The sequence below is a fragment of the Pseudomonas sp. GOM6 genome (assembly GCF_029537485.1).
GTDB lineage: Bacteria > Pseudomonadota > Gammaproteobacteria > Pseudomonadales > Pseudomonadaceae > Aquipseudomonas.
Genome location: NZ_JARPUS010000004.1, coordinates 109,364 through 125,303 on the forward strand (window position 1 = coordinate 109,364; position 15,940 = coordinate 125,303).

Genomic DNA, 15,940 nt, shown 5'->3' on the forward strand with positions numbered 1-15,940 from the left:
CTTCTTCCAGACTGAGGAGTCTGGAGTATGGCATGGGCTATCGCGCTTTGTGGGCCAGCACTCTGCCTTGGGTGTGACTCAGAAGCGCAGGATCAGGGTTTTCAGCGGTGGCTGGCCATCACGGGAGGGGAAGTCGGCGGCGGGCAGGATCTGCTCGCAGTCACGCACCGGGCGGCCGAGTTTCTCGGCGCAGCGCAGCACCTGGGCGCGCCAGTCATCCAGGGCAACTTTCGCCAGGTTGTTGCAGCACACTAGGGTGCCATTGTCGGCCGTCGCCAGGATCGCCGGCTTAAGCAGGCTCTGGTAGTCGCGCAGCAGGTCGACGGTGCCGAAGGCGCTCTTGGCCCAGGCGGGAGGGTCGAGCAGGACCAGGTCGAACTGGCGTTGCTCCAGGCGCGGATAGCCGGGCAGTTTATGGCCGCGCCGCGTGGTGATCGGCAGGCCGGCCAGCTGGCGGATGGCGGGGAAGTAGTCGGACTGTACGAAGTCCATCGTCAGGCCTGGATTGAGTGCCAGGTTTTCCCGTCCCACGGCCAGGTTGCCCTCGGCGAAGTCCAGGTTGAGCACTTCACGGGCGCCGCCGGCGGCGGCACACAGGCCGACGCCGCAGGTGTAGGCGAACAGGTTGAGCACGCGCTTGCCGGCGCTGTTGGCCTTGATCCAGCCGCGAGCATTGCGCAGGTCGAGGAACAGCAGCGGGTCCTGGCCCGGATGGCGACCACGAACCCGGTAGTTCAGCCCCCATTCCCGGCCGACCCTGTCTGCCAGCGCCTCCGGCGTGGGCTGATACGCCTCATCGCGACGGTCGATGCGCGAATTGCCGCCGGAGCGGTCGTTATAGACCAGCTGCAGGTCGAGGCCGAGGTGTTCGTTGATCTGTGCGTGCAGGGCGAGCAGAGCCTCGCGCTCCAGCGGCTGATGAAAGCTCTGCACCATCAACTGCGGGCCGTAGCGGTCAGCTGTGAGACCCGGTGCGCCTTCCTGGCTGCCATGGAACAGGCGATAGCAGTCCGTCTGCTGCTGGTGCAGTTCGCTGAGCAGGGCTTGGCGAGCGTTGAGGGCGGCGGACAGCGGCTGGTCGAGAGAGGACATGCGCAGTGTCTCGGAACGGGAGGGCGCGCAGTTTACCAAGAAGCACCAGCCCGGGGCTCGGCCTTATGGGGCGAAGGCGGGTGCTTGCGGGCTGAGGCTGCCGCTGGGCGAGTGAGGCGCGGGGCTGAAACCAGAAGAGGGCTCGCTGTCGATGTTCTGCAGCTCCAGCAGGTAGCTGCGGAAGATCTGGCCCAGGACCTGGCTGGCAACCTGCAGTTCTTCCCGGGGCATTTGCTCGGCGACCTGATCGGCGTTGTCCATGGCCTCGTCCGAGCCGTTCACCGCCGCCATCTTCAGCACGATATAGGCCTGTACCTTGTTAGGAGGCACGCTTTCGCCGTGCAGGAACATATTGCCCAGACGAAGCTGGGCATCGGCGTTGCCTTGCAGGGACGATTGCTCGAACCAGTAGCGTGCCTTGGGCAGGTCGGGCTGGGTACGCTGGCCGTTGTAGTAGAACTCGCCAAGCTCGTATTGCGCCTGGGCGTCGCCAAGCTTGGCGGCTTCCTCACAGGCGGTGAGGGCATTGGCGAGGTCTTCGTCGGGAACGTTCAGGGCACAGCGGCTTTCGGTCGGCACCAGCAACGAGTTGTCGCCGGCGCTGGCCAGGAGGGGTGTTGCGAGCAACAGACAACCCAGGAACAGGTTGCGGCCGGTGCATTTCATGGAAATCGGAGTGCCTCGCGAAACGGTCGGGCTTCATGCCCTGCCGGCGAAACGCGCCGGCCGTCACATTATGTGGCAAGCCGGGGCGACCTTACAAAGCCTTTACCGAGAATCCTTTCTGCGGTTACGCCTGGCGTGGCCTCACTTGAGTTTGGCAAAGGCCCGCTCGGCGGCGGCAAAGGTGATTTCCAGCTCGCGGGTGCCGTGCACGATGGAGGTGAAGCCGGCCTCGAAGGCGCTCGGCGCCAGGTACACCCCGCCTTCCAGCATCAGGTGGAAGAACTGCTTGAAACGCTCGGCATCGCTGGCCATCACGTCGGCGAAGGTGACGATGTCGTCGGCGCCGCTGAAGTACAGGCCGAACATGGCGCCGGCCTGGGTGGTGACGAAGGGGATGCCGGCGGCATCGGCGCGTTCCTGCAGACCGGCCAGCATACGGCTGGTGTAGTCGGACAGGTCGGCATGGAAGCCCGGGCGGCTGATCAGCTTGAGGGTGGTCAGGCCGGCGGCCATGGCCAGCGGGTTACCGGACAGGGTGCCGGCCTGGTAGACCGGGCCGAGCGGGGCGATGCACTCCATGATGGCGCGCTTGCCGCCGAAGCAGCCGACCGGCATGCCGCCGCCGACGATCTTGCCGAAGGTCGACAGGTCAGGCGTCACCCCGTAGTGCGCCTGGGCGCCGCCGAGGGCGACGCGGAAGCCGGTCATCACCTCGTCGAAGATCAGCACCACGCCGTGCTTGTCGCACTGCTCGCGCAGACCTTCGAGGAAGCCTGGTGCCGGCGGCACGCAGTTCATGTTGCCGGCCACCGGCTCGACGATGATGCAGGCCACGCTCGAACCGACGTCGGCCAGGGTCTTCTCCACGGCGGCGATGTCGTTGAACGGCAGGGTCAGGGTGTGCTTGGCGAAGTCCGCCGGCACGCCGGCCGAGCTCGGTACGCCCTGGGTCAGCAGGCCGGAGCCGGCTTTAACCAACAAACTGTCGGAATGGCCGTGGTAGCAGCCTTCGAACTTGATGATGGCGTCGCGGCCGGTGTAGCCACGGGCCAGGCGGATGGCGCTCATGGTCGCCTCGGTGCCGGAGCTGACCATGCGCACCATTTCCATCGACGGCACCAGGCTGCACACCAGGTCGGCCATCTCGGTTTCCATGGCGGTCGGCGCACCATAGGACAGGCCGTGCTGCAGCTGGTTGCGCACCGCGTCGAGGACTTGCGGGTGGGCGTGGCCGAGGATCATCGGGCCCCAGGAACCAACGTAGTCCACATAGCGCTTGTCGTCCTCGTCCACCACATAGGCGCCTTCGGCGTGCTTGAAGAACAGCGGCGTGCCGCCGACGCTCTTGAAGGCGCGCACGGGCGAGTTGACGCCACCGGGGATGTGCTTCTGGGCGTTGGCGAACAGTTGCTCGGAACGGGACATGGCGAACTCTCTCTCGAATCAGGGGGTAGCGAACAACGCGCTTAGGGCGCGTGCGCGGGCCTCCACCTCGGCGGCGGAGGGCGCGGAAAACAGGGTATGGATGACGGCCAGAAGGTCGGCACCGTGCTCAATCAGTTGCACGCCATTGCTCAGGTCGACGCCACCAATGGCGACGATGGGCAGGCCGAAGCGCTGACGGGCCTCGCGCAGCAGCTCCGGGGTGGCTGCAGGGGCGCCGGGCTTGGTCTGCGAGGTGAAGAAGCGGCCGAAGGCGATGTAGCTGGCGCCCTCGTCGATGGCCTGTTCGGCCAGGTCGAGGCGGGCGTGGCAGGTGGCGCCGATGATCGCCTTGCGTCCGAGCAGGGCGCGGGCGGCGGCCAGCGAACCATCGCTCTGGCCCAGGTGCAGGCCAACGCCCAGCTTGGCGGCCAGCTCGGTATCATCGTTGATGATCAGCTCGGCAGCGTGGCGCGCACACAGCTCGGCCAGTTGCGAGGCTTCGCGCAGGCGGCGGGCATTGTCGCTCGACTTGTCGCGGTACTGCAGCAGGCGCGCGCCGCCTTTCAGGGCTGCTTCCACATAGGGCAGCAGCTTGCCATCGGCCAGTAACTGGCTGTCGGTGATGGCATAGAGGCCGCGCAGCTTCACGAGCAGAAGTCCAGCGGCAGTCGGCGCGGTACGAACTGGCCACGGCCGGGTTGTTCGGCATCGCGCAGGGTGCGCCAGGTGTAATCCAGCGCCGAGCGCACGGCGCTGACCACCTCCTCGCCCAGGGCCAGGCGGCCGGCCAGGGTGCTGGCCAGGGTGCAGCCGGAACCGTGGTAGCTGCCGGGCAGGCGCGCGCAGGTGAAGGTGTGACAGTCGCCGCCGCGCACGTATAAACGGTTGTGCACTTCGGCCTCGTCGCCGTGACCGCCGGTGATCAGCAGGTGCTGGCAGAACGGCGCGAGCTTGGCTGCGCACTCGTCCGCCGTACCTTCGGGGAGTTCGGCGAGGATGCGTGCCTCCGGCAAATTCGGCGTGGCCACCGCGGCGATCGGCAGCAGGCGTTCGCGCATGGCGTAGCCGACGTCGTCCTTGCCCAGCGAACCGCCGCCGCCGGCACGCAGCACAGGGTCACAGATCAGTGGTACGCCCGGCAGGCGCTGCATGATCTCGACCACGGTGTCGACCATCTCCACCGAGCCGAGCATGCCCAGCTTGACGGCGGCCACCGGCAGATCGGTGATGATGGCGTCGACCTGGGCCATGACCCAGGCACGGTCGAGGACGCGGAAGTCGCTGACATTGACCGTATCCTGCACGGTCAGTGCGGTGACCGCCGGAGCGGCGTGGCAGCCCTGGGCGATCAGGGCTTCGATATCCGCTTGCAGGCCGGCACCACCAGATGGGTCGTGGCCGGACAGACAGAGGACGACGGGGCGGGAGTTATGTCTGTTCATGGCCGGCGAGCTTACCACCAGCCGTCCTCGGGCCCAATGCGCCTGTGCTGCAACTTGTCCGAGGTGACGGCTTTTTCCCGGCATGGCCTGTGCTAGAGTGCCGCCCATACCAATCAGAAGGATTCTGCGGGCCGCGCCATCGGGAGAAGAGGGCTCTGTGTGCGGCTGCGCAAGATCTATGCGGGGCGGCATGCGTTACTGTGTTTTTCTTATCCTGTGCGGGCTGTCCTGGCTGGCGCACGCCGTTGAGTTCGACGAGCACACGCGGCGCCTGCCTCTGGGCGCGGTGATGTACGTGTTCGAGGATGTGCGCGGCGACTCCAGCATCGTCGAGGTCAGTTCGCCCGCCCTGCAGGGCAGCTTCCGTCAGCATGGCCAGCCCGTGCTCAATGCCGGCTATTCGCGCTCGGTGTTCTGGGTGCGTCTGGACCTGACCTACAGCCCGAGCGCCAAGGGTGGGCCGCAGCCCTGGTTGCTGGAGCTGGCCTACCCGCCTCTTGATCACCTGGAACTCTACCTGCCCGATGGCGCCGGCGGTTTCCGTCTGGCTCAGCGCACCGGCGATGCACTGCCGTTCTCCAGTCGGCAGATCAAACAGAACAATTACCTGTTCCTGCTCGACCTGCCGCCAGGCCAGGAACAGCGCCTGTACCTGCGCATGGAAAGCCAGGGTTCGATGCAGGTGCCGCTGGCGCTGTGGTCGCCGCAGGCCTATCTGGAAGAGCAGCCCACGCGCATCTACATCCTCGGCATCATCTATGGCGTGCTGCTGGTGATGCTGATCTACAACCTGTTCATCTTCCTCAGCGTGCGTGACACCAGCTACCTCTACTACATCCTGTATATCGCCTCCTTCGGCCTGTATCAGGTGTCGGTCAATGGTGCCGGTATCCAGTACTTCTGGCCGGACAGTCCCTGGTGGGCCAATGCCGCCACGCCGTTCCTGATTGGTTCGGCGGCGCTGTTCGGTTGCCAGTTCGCCCGCAGTTTCCTGCATACCGTCGAGCACAGTCCCTGGGTTGACCGTGCGTTGAAACTGCTGATGGCCGGTGGCGTGCTGGTGATGGTCATGGCGTTGACCAGCAGCTACGCCATCTCTCTGCGCCTGGCCACTTTCCTGGCTCTGGTCTTCACCGTGGTGGTGTTCGGTGCCGGGATCCTGGCTTGGCTGCGCGGCATGCGCGTGGCCCGCTATTTCATCTTCGCCTGGACAGCCTTCCTGGTCGGTGGCCTGGTCAATACCCTGATGGTGCTGGGTTACCTGCCTAACATGTTCATCACCATGTATGCCAGCCAGATTGGTTCGGCGCTGGAGGTAGGACTGCTGTCCCTGGCCCTGGCCGACCGCATCAACGCGATGAAGGAAGAGCGTGCGCGCATCCTGCAGGAGGCGGGCCGCGAGCTGGAGGCTCTCAACCGCGAGCTGGCCGACAGCAACCGCCTCAAGGACGAATTCCTCGCCACCGTCACCCACGAACTGCGCACGCCGATGAATGGCGTGATCGGCTCGCTGGAGCTGATGCAGACGGTGAAAATGGACGTGGAGCTGGAGCAGTACCAGAAGACCGCCGCCAGCTCGGCCCGCGACATGATGCGCATGGTCAGCGATATCCTCGCCCTCAATGAGCTGCAGGCCGGCAAGCTCTACCCACGCCGTGAGCCCTTCAGCCTGCGTGGCCTGGTCGACGGCCTGCGTGCCCAGTACGGCCCGCAGGCGAGCGACAAGGGGCTGGAGTTTGTCGTCGAGCTGGAGGACAACCTGCCCGACACGCTTGAGGGCGACGCGGCCAAGCTGACGCAGAGCCTGGGTTACCTGCTCGACAACGCGATCAAGTTCACCCACCAGGGGCAGGTCAGCCTGCGGGTTTCTGCGGCTGGCCCGCTGACGACCAGCATGCCGTTGCGCTTCGAGGTGATCGACAGCGGTATCGGCTTCGCGGCCCCCGAAGGCGGCAAGCTGTATCAGCGCTTCCATCAGCTGGATAGCTCCCTGACCCGTCAGTACGGCGGCCTGGGGATTGGCCTGGCGATTTGCCGGCAGTTGGTCGAGCTGCTCGGTGGCAGCCTGCAGCACCAGTCGCGCGTGGGTCAGGGCAGTGCCTTTGCCATCAGCCTGGAACTCAGCCAGCCGGTCCAGCCGCGCACCGGCACGCCGGCGCCGCTGCGGCGCATCGGCGGCATGGCGCAGCGGCGGCCGGAACAGTGCACCGTGCTGATCGTCGAGGACAACGCGATCAACCAGCTGGTCACTCGCGGCATGCTGCTCAAGCTCGGCTACCGCGTGCGCACGGCCGACAACGGCAGCGAGGCCCTGGAGATGCTGCGCAGCGAGCCGATTGACGCGGTGCTGCTGGACTGCCAGATGCCGGTGATGGATGGCTTTGCCACCTGTCGCGCGCTGCGCCAGCTGCCGGGCTGCGCCGAACTGCCGGTTCTGGCCATTACCGCGCACAGCCACAGCGGCGACCGCGAGCGCTGCCTGGCCGCCGGCATGAGTGACTACCTGGCCAAGCCGGTGAAATTCCTCGAGCTGCAAACCCTGCTGCATGACTGGGTGCTGTGCCAGTCGCCTCGTGCCTGAGGCCTGCCCGCGGCGCTCTTCAGGTGGGGCAGGCGGTCTGGTAATCCGCTAAAGCCGCCATATTTGGCGGAAATACCGTTTCCATAAAAAAATGAACCGTGATTCACTTTTGCCAAATGCTGAATCAGGATTCATTTCATGGCTTCTTCTGTTCCTTTTACTCGCCTGGAGCGCGCCCAGGAGTTGCGTGAGCGCATCCTCGCCTGCGCCCATGCCCGTGTCACCGAAGGTGGCTTCGCCAACCTGACCATGCAGGCCCTGGCCGAGGATGCGGGTATCGCCACCGGCAGCCTGTACCGGCACTTCAGCGGCAAGGGCGAGCTGGCGGCGGAAGTCTTCAGCAATGCTTGCCGTGTCGAAGTGGATGCCCTGGCCGCTGTGCTGCGCGGCGCCGGCAGTCCTGTCGAGCGTCTGGCCGCCGGGCTGGACCAGTTTGCCAGCCGCGCCTGGCATAGCCGGCGCCTGGCCTTCGCCTTGATCGCCGAGCCGGTCGACCCTGAGGTCGATGAGCAGCGCCTGCTGTACCGCGAGGCTTACGCCGAGCTGTTCGTCGATTTGCTCGAAGAGGGCGTGCAGAGCGGCGACTTCCGCGTCGGCCAGGTGCAGTTGGTGGCCGCCTGCCTGGTGGGTGCGATCGCCGAGGCGCTGGTCGGCCCGCTCTCGCCGCCGGCCCGGGCTGCCCGTGAGGCCGGCCAGACTGGCGTCGAGCTGGCCACCGTCAGCCAATCCCTGATTACTTTTTGTCTGCGCGCCGTTGGCGCCCCGGAGTCCTGATATGTCCCTGCACGAATTCGCCGAAACCCACGAAGTGTTCAACCAGGTGCCCTCGCTCGATGGCGCCAACCTGTACCGGGTCGATCTGCCGCTGCAGGAGTGGACGCGGCGTTTCGGCGGCGGTTGGGCCGAGGACAAGCTGGAGGCCTATGGCGCCCTGGCGGGCGGCCCGCTGATGCAGGCTGGCTTCCTCGCCAACGAGAACAAGCCGGTGTTCAAGAGCCACGATCGCTACGGCCACCGGGTCGACCTGGTGGAGTTTCACCCGGCCTACCACGAGCTGATGCGCTCGGCCATCGAACACGGCATCCCCTCGCTGCCCTGGACCGATCCGCGTGAGGGTGCCCAGGTAGCCCGCGCCGCGCTCAATTACCTGCACAACCAGCCCGAGGCCGGTAATGCCTGCCCGCTGACCATGACCTACGCCGCCGTGCCGGCGCTCAAGCTGCAGCCGAACCTGGCCGAGATCTGGCTGCCGAAGATCCTCGCTACCGAGTACGACCCGCGCAACGTCGGTATCGAACAGAAGGCCGGCGTCACCATCGGCATGGCGATGACCGAGAAGCAGGGCGGCACCGATGTCCGTGCCAATACCACCAAGGCGCATCCGGTTGGCATCCCCGGTCCGGGCCAGGCCTACGAGCTGGTCGGCCACAAGTGGTTCTGCTCGGCGCCGATGTGCGATGCCTTCCTCACCCTGGCCTACACCGACAAGGGCCTGAGCTGCTTCCTGCTGCCGCGCCACCGCCCGGACGGCACGCGCAACCAGTTCTACATCCAGCGCCTGAAGAACAAGCTGGGCAACTGGGCCAACGCCTCCAGTGAGGTGGAGTTCCGTGGCGCCCTGGCCTGGATGGTCGGCGAGGAAGGCCGCGGCGTGCCGACCATCATCGAGATGGTTTCGCTGACCCGCTTCGACTGCATGATCGGCTCCAGCAGCCTGATGCGTCAGGCCCTGACCCAGGCCGCGCACCACTGCGCGCACCGCAAGGTCGGTGGCCGGGTGCTGGCCGAGCAGCCGCTGATGCAGAACGTGCTGGCCGACCTGGCCCTGGAAAGTGAGGCGGCGCTGGCCCTGACCATGCGTATGGGCAAGGCCCTGGACAACCCGCACGACGAGCGGGAAGACAAGTTCGCCCGCCTGGTCACCGCCATCGGCAAGTACTGGATCTGCAAACGTGCTCCGGCAATGATCAACGAGGCCCAGGAGTGCATGGGCGGCGCCGGCTATGTCGAGGAGACCATCCTGCCGCGGCTGTACCGCGAGGCACCGGTCAACTCGATCTGGGAAGGCTCGGGCAACGTGCAGTGCCTGGACGTGCTGCGCGCCCTGTCCAAGGAGGCCGGCGTGCTCGATGCGCTGTTCGCCGAGCTGGGCGACGGCCACGGCGATGCGCGCCTCAAGGCGCACATCCAGCGCCTGCAGGCGGATTTCCGCGACACTGCCGATATCCAGTACCGTGCGCGCCAGCTGACCGAGGATGTGGCCGTGGCCCTGCAGGCCAAGCTGCTGCTGGAGGCTGGCAACGCCACCGTTTCCGACGCCTTTATCGCCAGCCGCCTGGGTGAAGGTGGCCGGGTCTACGGCACCTTGCCGCGTGGTGTGGATGTCGAGGCGCTGGTAGCGCGCAGCACGCCGCACCTGATTTGATTCCGGTGATCCCCGCCTCCCGGGGTGGGGGAGTCCGGAGCTGATCCGGGGAGGCCGATCGCTCCAGGCGCCCGGATTGCCTCCGGGCGAGGCTCCGCACCTTGTGCGGTCCCTCAGGCGTTTCAGGCGCGTTGCTGGCGTCGCCAATAGGCCAGGTAGACCAGCGCCAGCAGCGCAGCCAGCGCCGCCGGGCCGAGCAATGCGCGGTAGTGCCAGTCGAAGTAGCCCAGGCCGCCGAGCACCCCGCCGCCGATAAAGCCGCCGATCAGGATCAGGTACAGCAGGATCCGTCGGCGATCCGCCGGCTGGCCGCGCAGCTTGAGGCCAAGCATGATGCCCAGGTCGGTGAACAGCCCGGTGACATGGGTGGTGCGCACCACCGCGCCGCTGTAGGTGCTGGTCATGGCGTTCTGCAGGCCGCAGGCCGCCGAGGCCAGGTAGTGGCCGAGGTGGTTGCCCTGTTCCAGCATCAGCATGGCCAGCAGCAGGGCCAGGCTCTCGGCGAGCAGGGCCACGCTGTAGCGGCGCCCGAGCTTGAGCGACTGGTTGCCGATCACACAGCCGCTGATGGCCGCGCCGGCAACGAAGCTCAGCAGGATCAGCAGCAGGTGCAGGGCGCCGGCCAGTTCACCCTGGGCCAGTTCCACGCCGAGTTGGCTGGAACTACCCGAGAGATGTGACACGCCCTGATGGTTGAAGCCGAGCAGGGCGATGGCATTGACGCTGCCGGCGATCAGCGCCAGGCAGAAGCCGCCGATCTCCACCCAGCGTGGCAGTTGATTGATCATGGCGAGACGTCCCCCCGTCCGTCGTCGCCCCGTTATGCCCGAAATGTGCCGGGCGCGCCATGCACTGTTAGGAGAACACCCGGCGCGCAGCCGGCCATGCACCAAGTGCCGCGACCACGAACAGGCTGACGGCCAGGCACAGGGCTAGCGGTACGCCCTGCGGGCCGACGCTCATCAGTGCGCCGCTGAGCAGCGGCCCAAGCAGGCTGCCGACACCCCAGAGCAGGCCGACGCAGGCATTGGCGGTGACCAGGTCGGGGCCGCGGAAGTGTTGGCCGATCAGCACCAGCGCCAGGGTATAGATGCCGCCAGCCGCCGCGCCAAGAATTACCAGCGCCGGCCACAGCAGTTCACGCTCGGTGATCAGCCAGGGCAGGGCCAGGCCGAGGGCCAGGGTCAGCACGCCGCAGCCCAGGTGCAGGGCGCGGCGGTCGATGCGGTCGGACAGCCAGCCCAACGGCACCTGAAACAGCATGTCGCCGCCGAGGATCACGCTGGCCATCAGCGCCGCCACGCCCACCGCCCAGCCGTGGCTGCTGGCGTAGACGGGAAATAGCGACAGCACCACGGCATCGAAGAAGGCGAAGAACAGCACGCCCAGGCACAGCGCCGGTGCTATGCGCATGAACCCGAGCAGGGAGAAGCTGCGCGGTGCTTCCTCCGCGGCTTCCGACCAGTCCGCCGGCAGGCTGTGCCAGAGCCAGGCCAGGGCCAGCAGGTTGCAGCCCAGCACCACCAGCACCGGCCAGTCGCTGGCGGCACCGAACAGGCTGATCATCGCCGGGCCGCCCAACTGGCAGCCGGTGAAACAGGCGGCGTAGAGGGCGACGATCTGGCCGCGCTTACGCTCGTTGCACAGCTCGTTGACCCAGCTCTCGCCGAGGATCACCAGCACGCCCATGCCCAGGCCGAGCAGCAGGCGTGCGCCGGCCAGCATGGGCAGCGATGGCTCGTCTGGCAGTAGCGCGGCGCAGGCCAGCAGGCATAACGCGAAGCACAGCAGGTACAGCTGGCGACCGCTGAAATGGCGGCACAGGCGGTTGATCAATACGGCGGCCAGCATCATCCCGGCTGCCGGCAGGGCGGACATGATGCCGATGGCCAGGCTGCCGGAGCCGGCCTCATGCAGGCGCAGCGCCACCAGCGGCAGGGTGGCGCCCATGCTCAGGCCGACCACGGACACGGCGAAGATCAGCACGCCGAGCAGATAGCGATTGTTCATTGTTCTCTCCAGCCCGTTTGCGGCCCGGGCGCGGCCAATAAGCGACAGATGCCCACGCGCGTTGGCGGGGCGGGTGTAGGAGTCGGTGGCGTTGCGGCGCGGTGCCGCAGGACTCAGCGCAGCGAGGCGGGCGGAGAGAAGGTAAAGGCGAACAGCACGCTGCGCCGGCGCTTGAGCTTGCTGTCGCCGGGCCGGGTGCGCGCCAGCAGCTCGGGATCGGGCTGGGCGGAGCAGGGCAGGTGGGCGAGCGGCAGCATGGCAGCGAGGTGTTTGGTCGAAATGGGGCGCGAAGTCTAGGGCGCGGCCAGAGTGGGGTCAATCCATCTCGGCGCCCCGCCTGAGCGGGGCGTCAGTCCGGTGGTAATGGGTAGGGTTGCTGATGGGCTGTCACGGGCGTTTAGCGCCGTTGCCAGATCATCTTGCCGGTATTGCTCTCCGTGACCAGGTAGGGCTCGCTGAAGTGGTAGCGCGCCGCTGGCAGGTACTCGCGGGCATCTTGCAGTTGCACCAGCAGCAGGCCGTCGTCGCTGCGCCAGCGGCCGCGGTATTGCAGTTCGCCGGGACGGTCGTAGCTCCACTCGCTGCCACCGGCCACGCTGCGGCGCCACTGGGCGATAGTGCCATCGGCACGGATGCGCAGGGTGGTGACGGTGGTGAGCGAGGCAAATTCCAGGCCGGTGCTGTTGCTCATCTGCTCGTAGACCCAGGTGCCGATCAGGGCTGGGTCCTGGTGCGGGTCCACTGGCGGCGGTGCGGGCGCGATCCGCTGGAACAGCGCCTCACGCAGCAGGGCCTCGCCGCTGTGCGGGTCGCGGGCGGCCAGGCTGGCGCTGAGCATGCCGTCGGCATAATTAGCGTTCATGTTGGCCAGCAGTTGGCCCGACTTGGGGTCGCTGATCTGCGCCTGCAGGAGGGTGCCGTCGAAACGGCCGGTAAGCCGCAGGCGCAGGTGCTGGCCCTCCACATACTCGCCCTCTACCTGCTGCTCATGGCTGCGCAGGATCAGCTCGGTTGGCTGGTTGTCGAGGGTGGCCTGGTAGCGCCCGTCCAGCGGGTTGGCCAGGATAGGCGTGGCGAGCAACAGGCACACAATAGGCAGGCAGCGCACAACAACTCTCCACGGATGCTTTGTGTAAAGCGTAGAACGCCCGTGCACCACGCGCGCGCCATCACTGTTTTGACACTGGCACTGGATGCGCTGACGAGCGCAAGATAGAGCGTCAGATCAAGCCAGGAAGCTGCCCCGTGACCCTTATGCCGCACACCGATTTCATCGTTGCCGCCACCGCGGATGAGGCGGTTGACCGCCTCGCCGATCTGCATCATCAGGCGACCAGTGCCCTGAGCCTGGCGCTCAAGCGCTACCTCAAGGAACGTACTCAGCCCAGCGCAACCGAGCGCGCGGTGTTTCGTTACCCCGAGCTGCGCCTGACCTACCACTGTCAGGGCGAAGTGCCGAGCAGCGTGCGCGCCTATGCCAAGGTGCAGGTACCGGGCACCTACCGCACGACGGTGACCCAGCCGGCGGCGTTTCGTGGTTATCTGCTGGATCAGTTGCGCCCGCTGATGGAGGATTTTTCCGTTACCGTCGAGGTCGGTTTCAGCCAGCAGAACATTCCCTACCCCTATGTGGTGGATCAGGGCGACGAGCTGGCTGGCTCCGGGGTGAGCGCCGCCGAGCTGGCGCGGGTGTTCCCCAGCACCGACCTGTCCGCTGCGACCGACTCGGTGGCCGATGGTCTGTATGGCTGGGGCGACAACAATGACCTGCCGTTGGCGCTGTTCGATGCGGCACGTACCGATTTCTCGCTCAAGCGCATCCAGCACTACACCGGCAGCGACTGGTGTCATGTGCAGCCGTGGATCCTGCTGACCAACTATCATCGCTACGTCGACCAGTTCATCCGCCATGGCCTGGAGCAGCTGCGCAACGACCCGCGCTTCGTGCGCATGGTGCTGCCGGGCAACGTCATCATCGAGCGCGGCACTTCCGAGGACGATGCCCAGGCCGTGGCCGACGCCATTGTCTGGCACCGTTACCAGATGCCGGCCTACCACCTGATCGCCGCCGATGGTCACGGCATCACCCTGGTCAACATCGGTGTCGGTCCGTCCAACGCCAAGAACATCACCGACCACCTGGCCGTGTTGCGGCCGCACTGCTGGCTGATGATCGGCCACTGCGGTGGCCTGCGCCAATCGCAGACCATCGGCGACTACGTGCTGGCCCACGCCTACATGCGTCGTGACGGCATCCTCGACCGGGTGCTGCCGCCGAACATCCCCATTCCGGCCCTGGCCGAGGTGCAACAGGCGCTGCAGGAAGCGGCGGCGCAGGTCACCGGTGAGCGCGGCGAAACCCTGAAGAAGCGTCTGCGCACCGGCACCGTGCTGACCTACGACGACCGCAACTGGGAGCTGCACTGGGCCCACGAACGGCCGCTGATCAACCTGTCGCGGGCGGTGGCGGTGGACATGGAAAGCGGCACCATCGCCGCGCAAGGCTATCGCCTGCGCGTGCCTTACGGCACCTTGCTGTGTGTGTCGGACAAGCCGCTGCACAGCGAGATCAAGCTGCCCGGCTCGGCCAGCAGCTTCTACCAGCGCGCCGTCAGCCAGCACCTGGCTATCGGTATCACGGCGCTGGACCTGATGCGCTGCCAACTCAACGCACTGCACTCGCGCAAGCTGCGCAGCTTCGACGAGCCGCCGTTCCGCTAAGCGTGGTTCAGGGGCGGGTAGCCCTGGGCCTGTCAGGCGGTGTCGCGCAGGCGTAGATGCAGCAGTGGAAAGGGTCGGTCGGCGCCGTCCAGCGGCGAGCGGCCGATCTGCTCGAAGCCCAGGGCGAGGTAGAAGGCTACGGCGCCAGGGTTCTGTTCATTGACGTCGACCCGGCGCACGCCTTGATGGGCGATTACATGCTTGAGCAGCAGCTTGCCGACGCCCTGACCGTGATGGGCCGGATCAACGAAGAGCATCTCCAGGCGGTCCTCGGCGGTGCCGGCGAACCCCAGAATCTGCCCGCGCTCATCGCGCAGGCAGATCAGTCGCACCAGGTCGAAGTACTGCCGGGCGAGCATCCGCCGGTAGAACTGGATGTCGTCCTCGGCGAGGAAGTGGTGGGTGGCGCGTACTGCCGCCTCCCACACGTCCAGCAGGTGCGGCCGGTCCGTGCCGTCCACCGCGCCCAGGTGCCAGGCGCCGTTACGGCGCCAGTGGAACAGCTCGGTCATCGACTGGCGTCCAGCACCACCCGGTAGCGCGCCTTGCCTGCACGCAGGTGATCAAGTGCTTCATTTACCTGGCTCATGGCGAACTGTTCGACCTGCGGCAGGATCTGGTGACGGGCGCAGAACTCGAGCATGGTCGCCATGGTTTTCGGCGAGCCCACCGGCGAGCCGGACAGGCTCTTCTGCTGCGGGATCAGGCTGAACACATGGGTGGGAATGGCGCTCGGCACGATGCCGACGAAGTGCAGCCGGCCCTTGCCGCGCAGGGTGGCGAGCAGGGCGTTCCAGTCCAGGTCGGCGCTGGCGGTGACCAGCAGGAAGTCCAGGGTGCCGGCGATGGCCTTCATCGCCGCGCTGTCGGTGGAGGCCACAACCTTGTGCGCGCCCAGACGCTTGGCCTCGTCCTGCTTGCTTAGCGAGGAAGTGAAGGCGGTGACGTCGCAGCCCCAGGCATTGAGAAAGCGCAGGGCCAGGTGGCCGAGGCCGCCGATGCCGACTACGCCGACGCGGTCGGTGGGTTTGACGTCGAATTCCAGCAGCGGGCTGAACACCGTGGAGCCGGCGCAGAACAGCGGGCCGACCAGTGCCGGGTCGAGCCCTTCCGGCAGCGGCACCGCCCAGGCCCAGTGCGAGCGCAGGCGATCGGCGAAGCCGCCGTGGCTGCCGACGATGGTCGGTTTCACCGTACGGCAGAGGTTGTGCGAGCCTTCCATGCACGAGCCGCAGTGCATGCAACTGCCCTTGTACCAGCCGATGCCCACACGCTGGCCGAGCTTGAGGCCGCGCGCCTGTTCACCCACCCGCACTACGGTGCCGACCACTTCATGGCCGGGGATGAAGGGGTAGCGGGCATTGCCCCACTCGTTGTCGATCATCGACTGGTCGGAGTGGCAGATGCCACAGTACTCAACAGCCACTTCGACTTCCTCGGCGCCCAGCGGGCCCGGGTCGTAGCTGAAACGCTCCAGCGGCGCACCGGCTGCGGTGGCGGCCCAGCCGGTAAAAGTGGCGACTTCGTTACTCATGACGCGTCCTCGTGACTGATGATTCGACCGGAGCAGCTTAGCTG

15 protein-coding genes are annotated in these 15,940 nt (G+C 66.6%); 4 read left to right on the forward strand and 11 right to left on the reverse strand.

Annotated elements, in window-relative coordinates; genetic code table 11:
• Window positions 1-78 precede the first annotated feature (78 nt).
• The 5 genes from P7A97_RS06385 to P7A97_RS06405 form a co-directional block, all read right to left on the reverse strand.
• Window positions 79-1,092, reverse strand: coding sequence for a class I SAM-dependent methyltransferase (locus P7A97_RS06385; protein ID WP_277689082.1), 1,014 nt, complete (start codon window positions 1,090-1,092; stop codon window positions 79-81).
• Between the two features lie 63 nt (window positions 1,093-1,155).
• Entirely contained in the window at window positions 1,156-1,758 is a 603-nt protein-coding gene (locus P7A97_RS06390; RefSeq protein ID WP_277689083.1) for a tetratricopeptide repeat protein, read from the reverse strand.
• Between the two features lie 141 nt (window positions 1,759-1,899).
• Window positions 1,900-3,183, reverse strand: coding sequence for a glutamate-1-semialdehyde 2,1-aminomutase (hemL, locus tag P7A97_RS06395; RefSeq protein ID WP_277689084.1), 1,284 nt, complete (start codon window positions 3,181-3,183; stop codon window positions 1,900-1,902).
• Between the two features lie 18 nt (window positions 3,184-3,201).
• Window positions 3,202-3,831, reverse strand: coding sequence for a thiamine phosphate synthase (gene thiE / locus P7A97_RS06400; protein WP_277689085.1), 630 nt, complete (start codon window positions 3,829-3,831; stop codon window positions 3,202-3,204).
• Complete coding sequence (locus P7A97_RS06405; RefSeq protein WP_277689086.1) at window positions 3,828-4,625, reverse strand: hydroxymethylpyrimidine/phosphomethylpyrimidine kinase; 798 nt, start codon at window positions 4,623-4,625, stop codon at window positions 3,828-3,830. Before P7A97_RS06405 ends, thiE begins: the two co-directional genes overlap by 4 nt.
• Window positions 4,626-4,815: 190 nt before the next feature.
• Between P7A97_RS06405 and P7A97_RS06410 the strand changes: the two genes are divergently transcribed.
• The 3 genes from P7A97_RS06410 (at window position 4,816) to P7A97_RS06420 (ending at window position 9,631) form a co-directional block, all read left to right on the forward strand.
• Window positions 4,816-7,206, forward strand: a complete 2,391-nt coding sequence (locus tag P7A97_RS06410) for a hybrid sensor histidine kinase/response regulator (protein ID WP_277689087.1) — start codon at window positions 4,816-4,818, stop codon at window positions 7,204-7,206.
• Between the two features lie 138 nt (window positions 7,207-7,344).
• Window positions 7,345-7,980 carry a TetR/AcrR family transcriptional regulator gene (locus tag P7A97_RS06415; protein WP_277689088.1) on the forward strand — a complete coding sequence of 212 codons (636 nt, stop codon included), beginning with the start codon at window positions 7,345-7,347 and terminating at the stop codon, window positions 7,978-7,980.
• A 1-nt stretch (window position 7,981) separates the two neighbouring features.
• Entirely contained in the window at window positions 7,982-9,631 is a 1,650-nt protein-coding gene (locus P7A97_RS06420; RefSeq protein ID WP_277689089.1) for an acyl-CoA dehydrogenase family protein, read from the forward strand.
• 122 nt (window positions 9,632-9,753) lie between these two features.
• On the opposite strand, the gene P7A97_RS06425 is transcribed toward P7A97_RS06420, so the two are convergent.
• From P7A97_RS06425 to P7A97_RS06440, 4 genes are all read right to left on the reverse strand, one after another.
• Window positions 9,754-10,419: a YoaK family protein gene (locus P7A97_RS06425; protein WP_277689090.1), complete on the reverse strand. Its 666-nt coding sequence runs from the start codon at window positions 10,417-10,419 to the stop codon at window positions 9,754-9,756.
• A 67-nt stretch (window positions 10,420-10,486) separates the two neighbouring features.
• A complete protein-coding gene (locus P7A97_RS06430) occupies window positions 10,487-11,641 on the reverse strand; it encodes an MFS transporter (RefSeq protein WP_277689091.1) in 1,155 nt (384 codons plus the stop codon).
• A 113-nt stretch (window positions 11,642-11,754) separates the two neighbouring features.
• The gene (locus P7A97_RS06435) at window positions 11,755-11,898 is read right to left on the reverse strand and encodes a hypothetical protein (protein ID WP_277689092.1); all 144 of its coding nucleotides are present in this window, start codon (window positions 11,896-11,898) and stop codon (window positions 11,755-11,757) included.
• A gap of 140 nt (window positions 11,899-12,038) precedes the next feature.
• Window positions 12,039-12,749 carry a hypothetical protein gene (locus P7A97_RS06440; protein ID WP_277689093.1) on the reverse strand — a complete coding sequence of 237 codons (711 nt, stop codon included), beginning with the start codon at window positions 12,747-12,749 and terminating at the stop codon, window positions 12,039-12,041.
• A 146-nt stretch (window positions 12,750-12,895) separates the two neighbouring features.
• Here P7A97_RS06440 and amn point away from each other — a divergent pair, with 146 nt between their 5' ends.
• On the forward strand, window positions 12,896-14,362 hold the full coding sequence (gene amn, locus P7A97_RS06445; protein ID WP_277689242.1) for an AMP nucleosidase: 1,467 nt from the start codon (window positions 12,896-12,898) through the stop codon (window positions 14,360-14,362).
• A gap of 32 nt (window positions 14,363-14,394) precedes the next feature.
• Here amn and P7A97_RS06450 read toward each other — a convergent pair whose 3' ends face one another.
• Both P7A97_RS06450 and P7A97_RS06455 read right to left on the reverse strand, forming a co-directional pair.
• A complete protein-coding gene (locus P7A97_RS06450) occupies window positions 14,395-14,874 on the reverse strand; it encodes a GNAT family N-acetyltransferase (RefSeq protein ID WP_277689094.1) in 480 nt (159 codons plus the stop codon).
• Window positions 14,871-15,896, reverse strand: coding sequence for an NAD(P)-dependent alcohol dehydrogenase (locus P7A97_RS06455; protein ID WP_277689095.1), 1,026 nt, complete (start codon window positions 15,894-15,896; stop codon window positions 14,871-14,873). The genes P7A97_RS06450 and P7A97_RS06455 overlap by 4 nt, the downstream gene beginning before the upstream one ends.
• Between the last annotated feature and the right edge of the window lie 44 nt (window positions 15,897-15,940).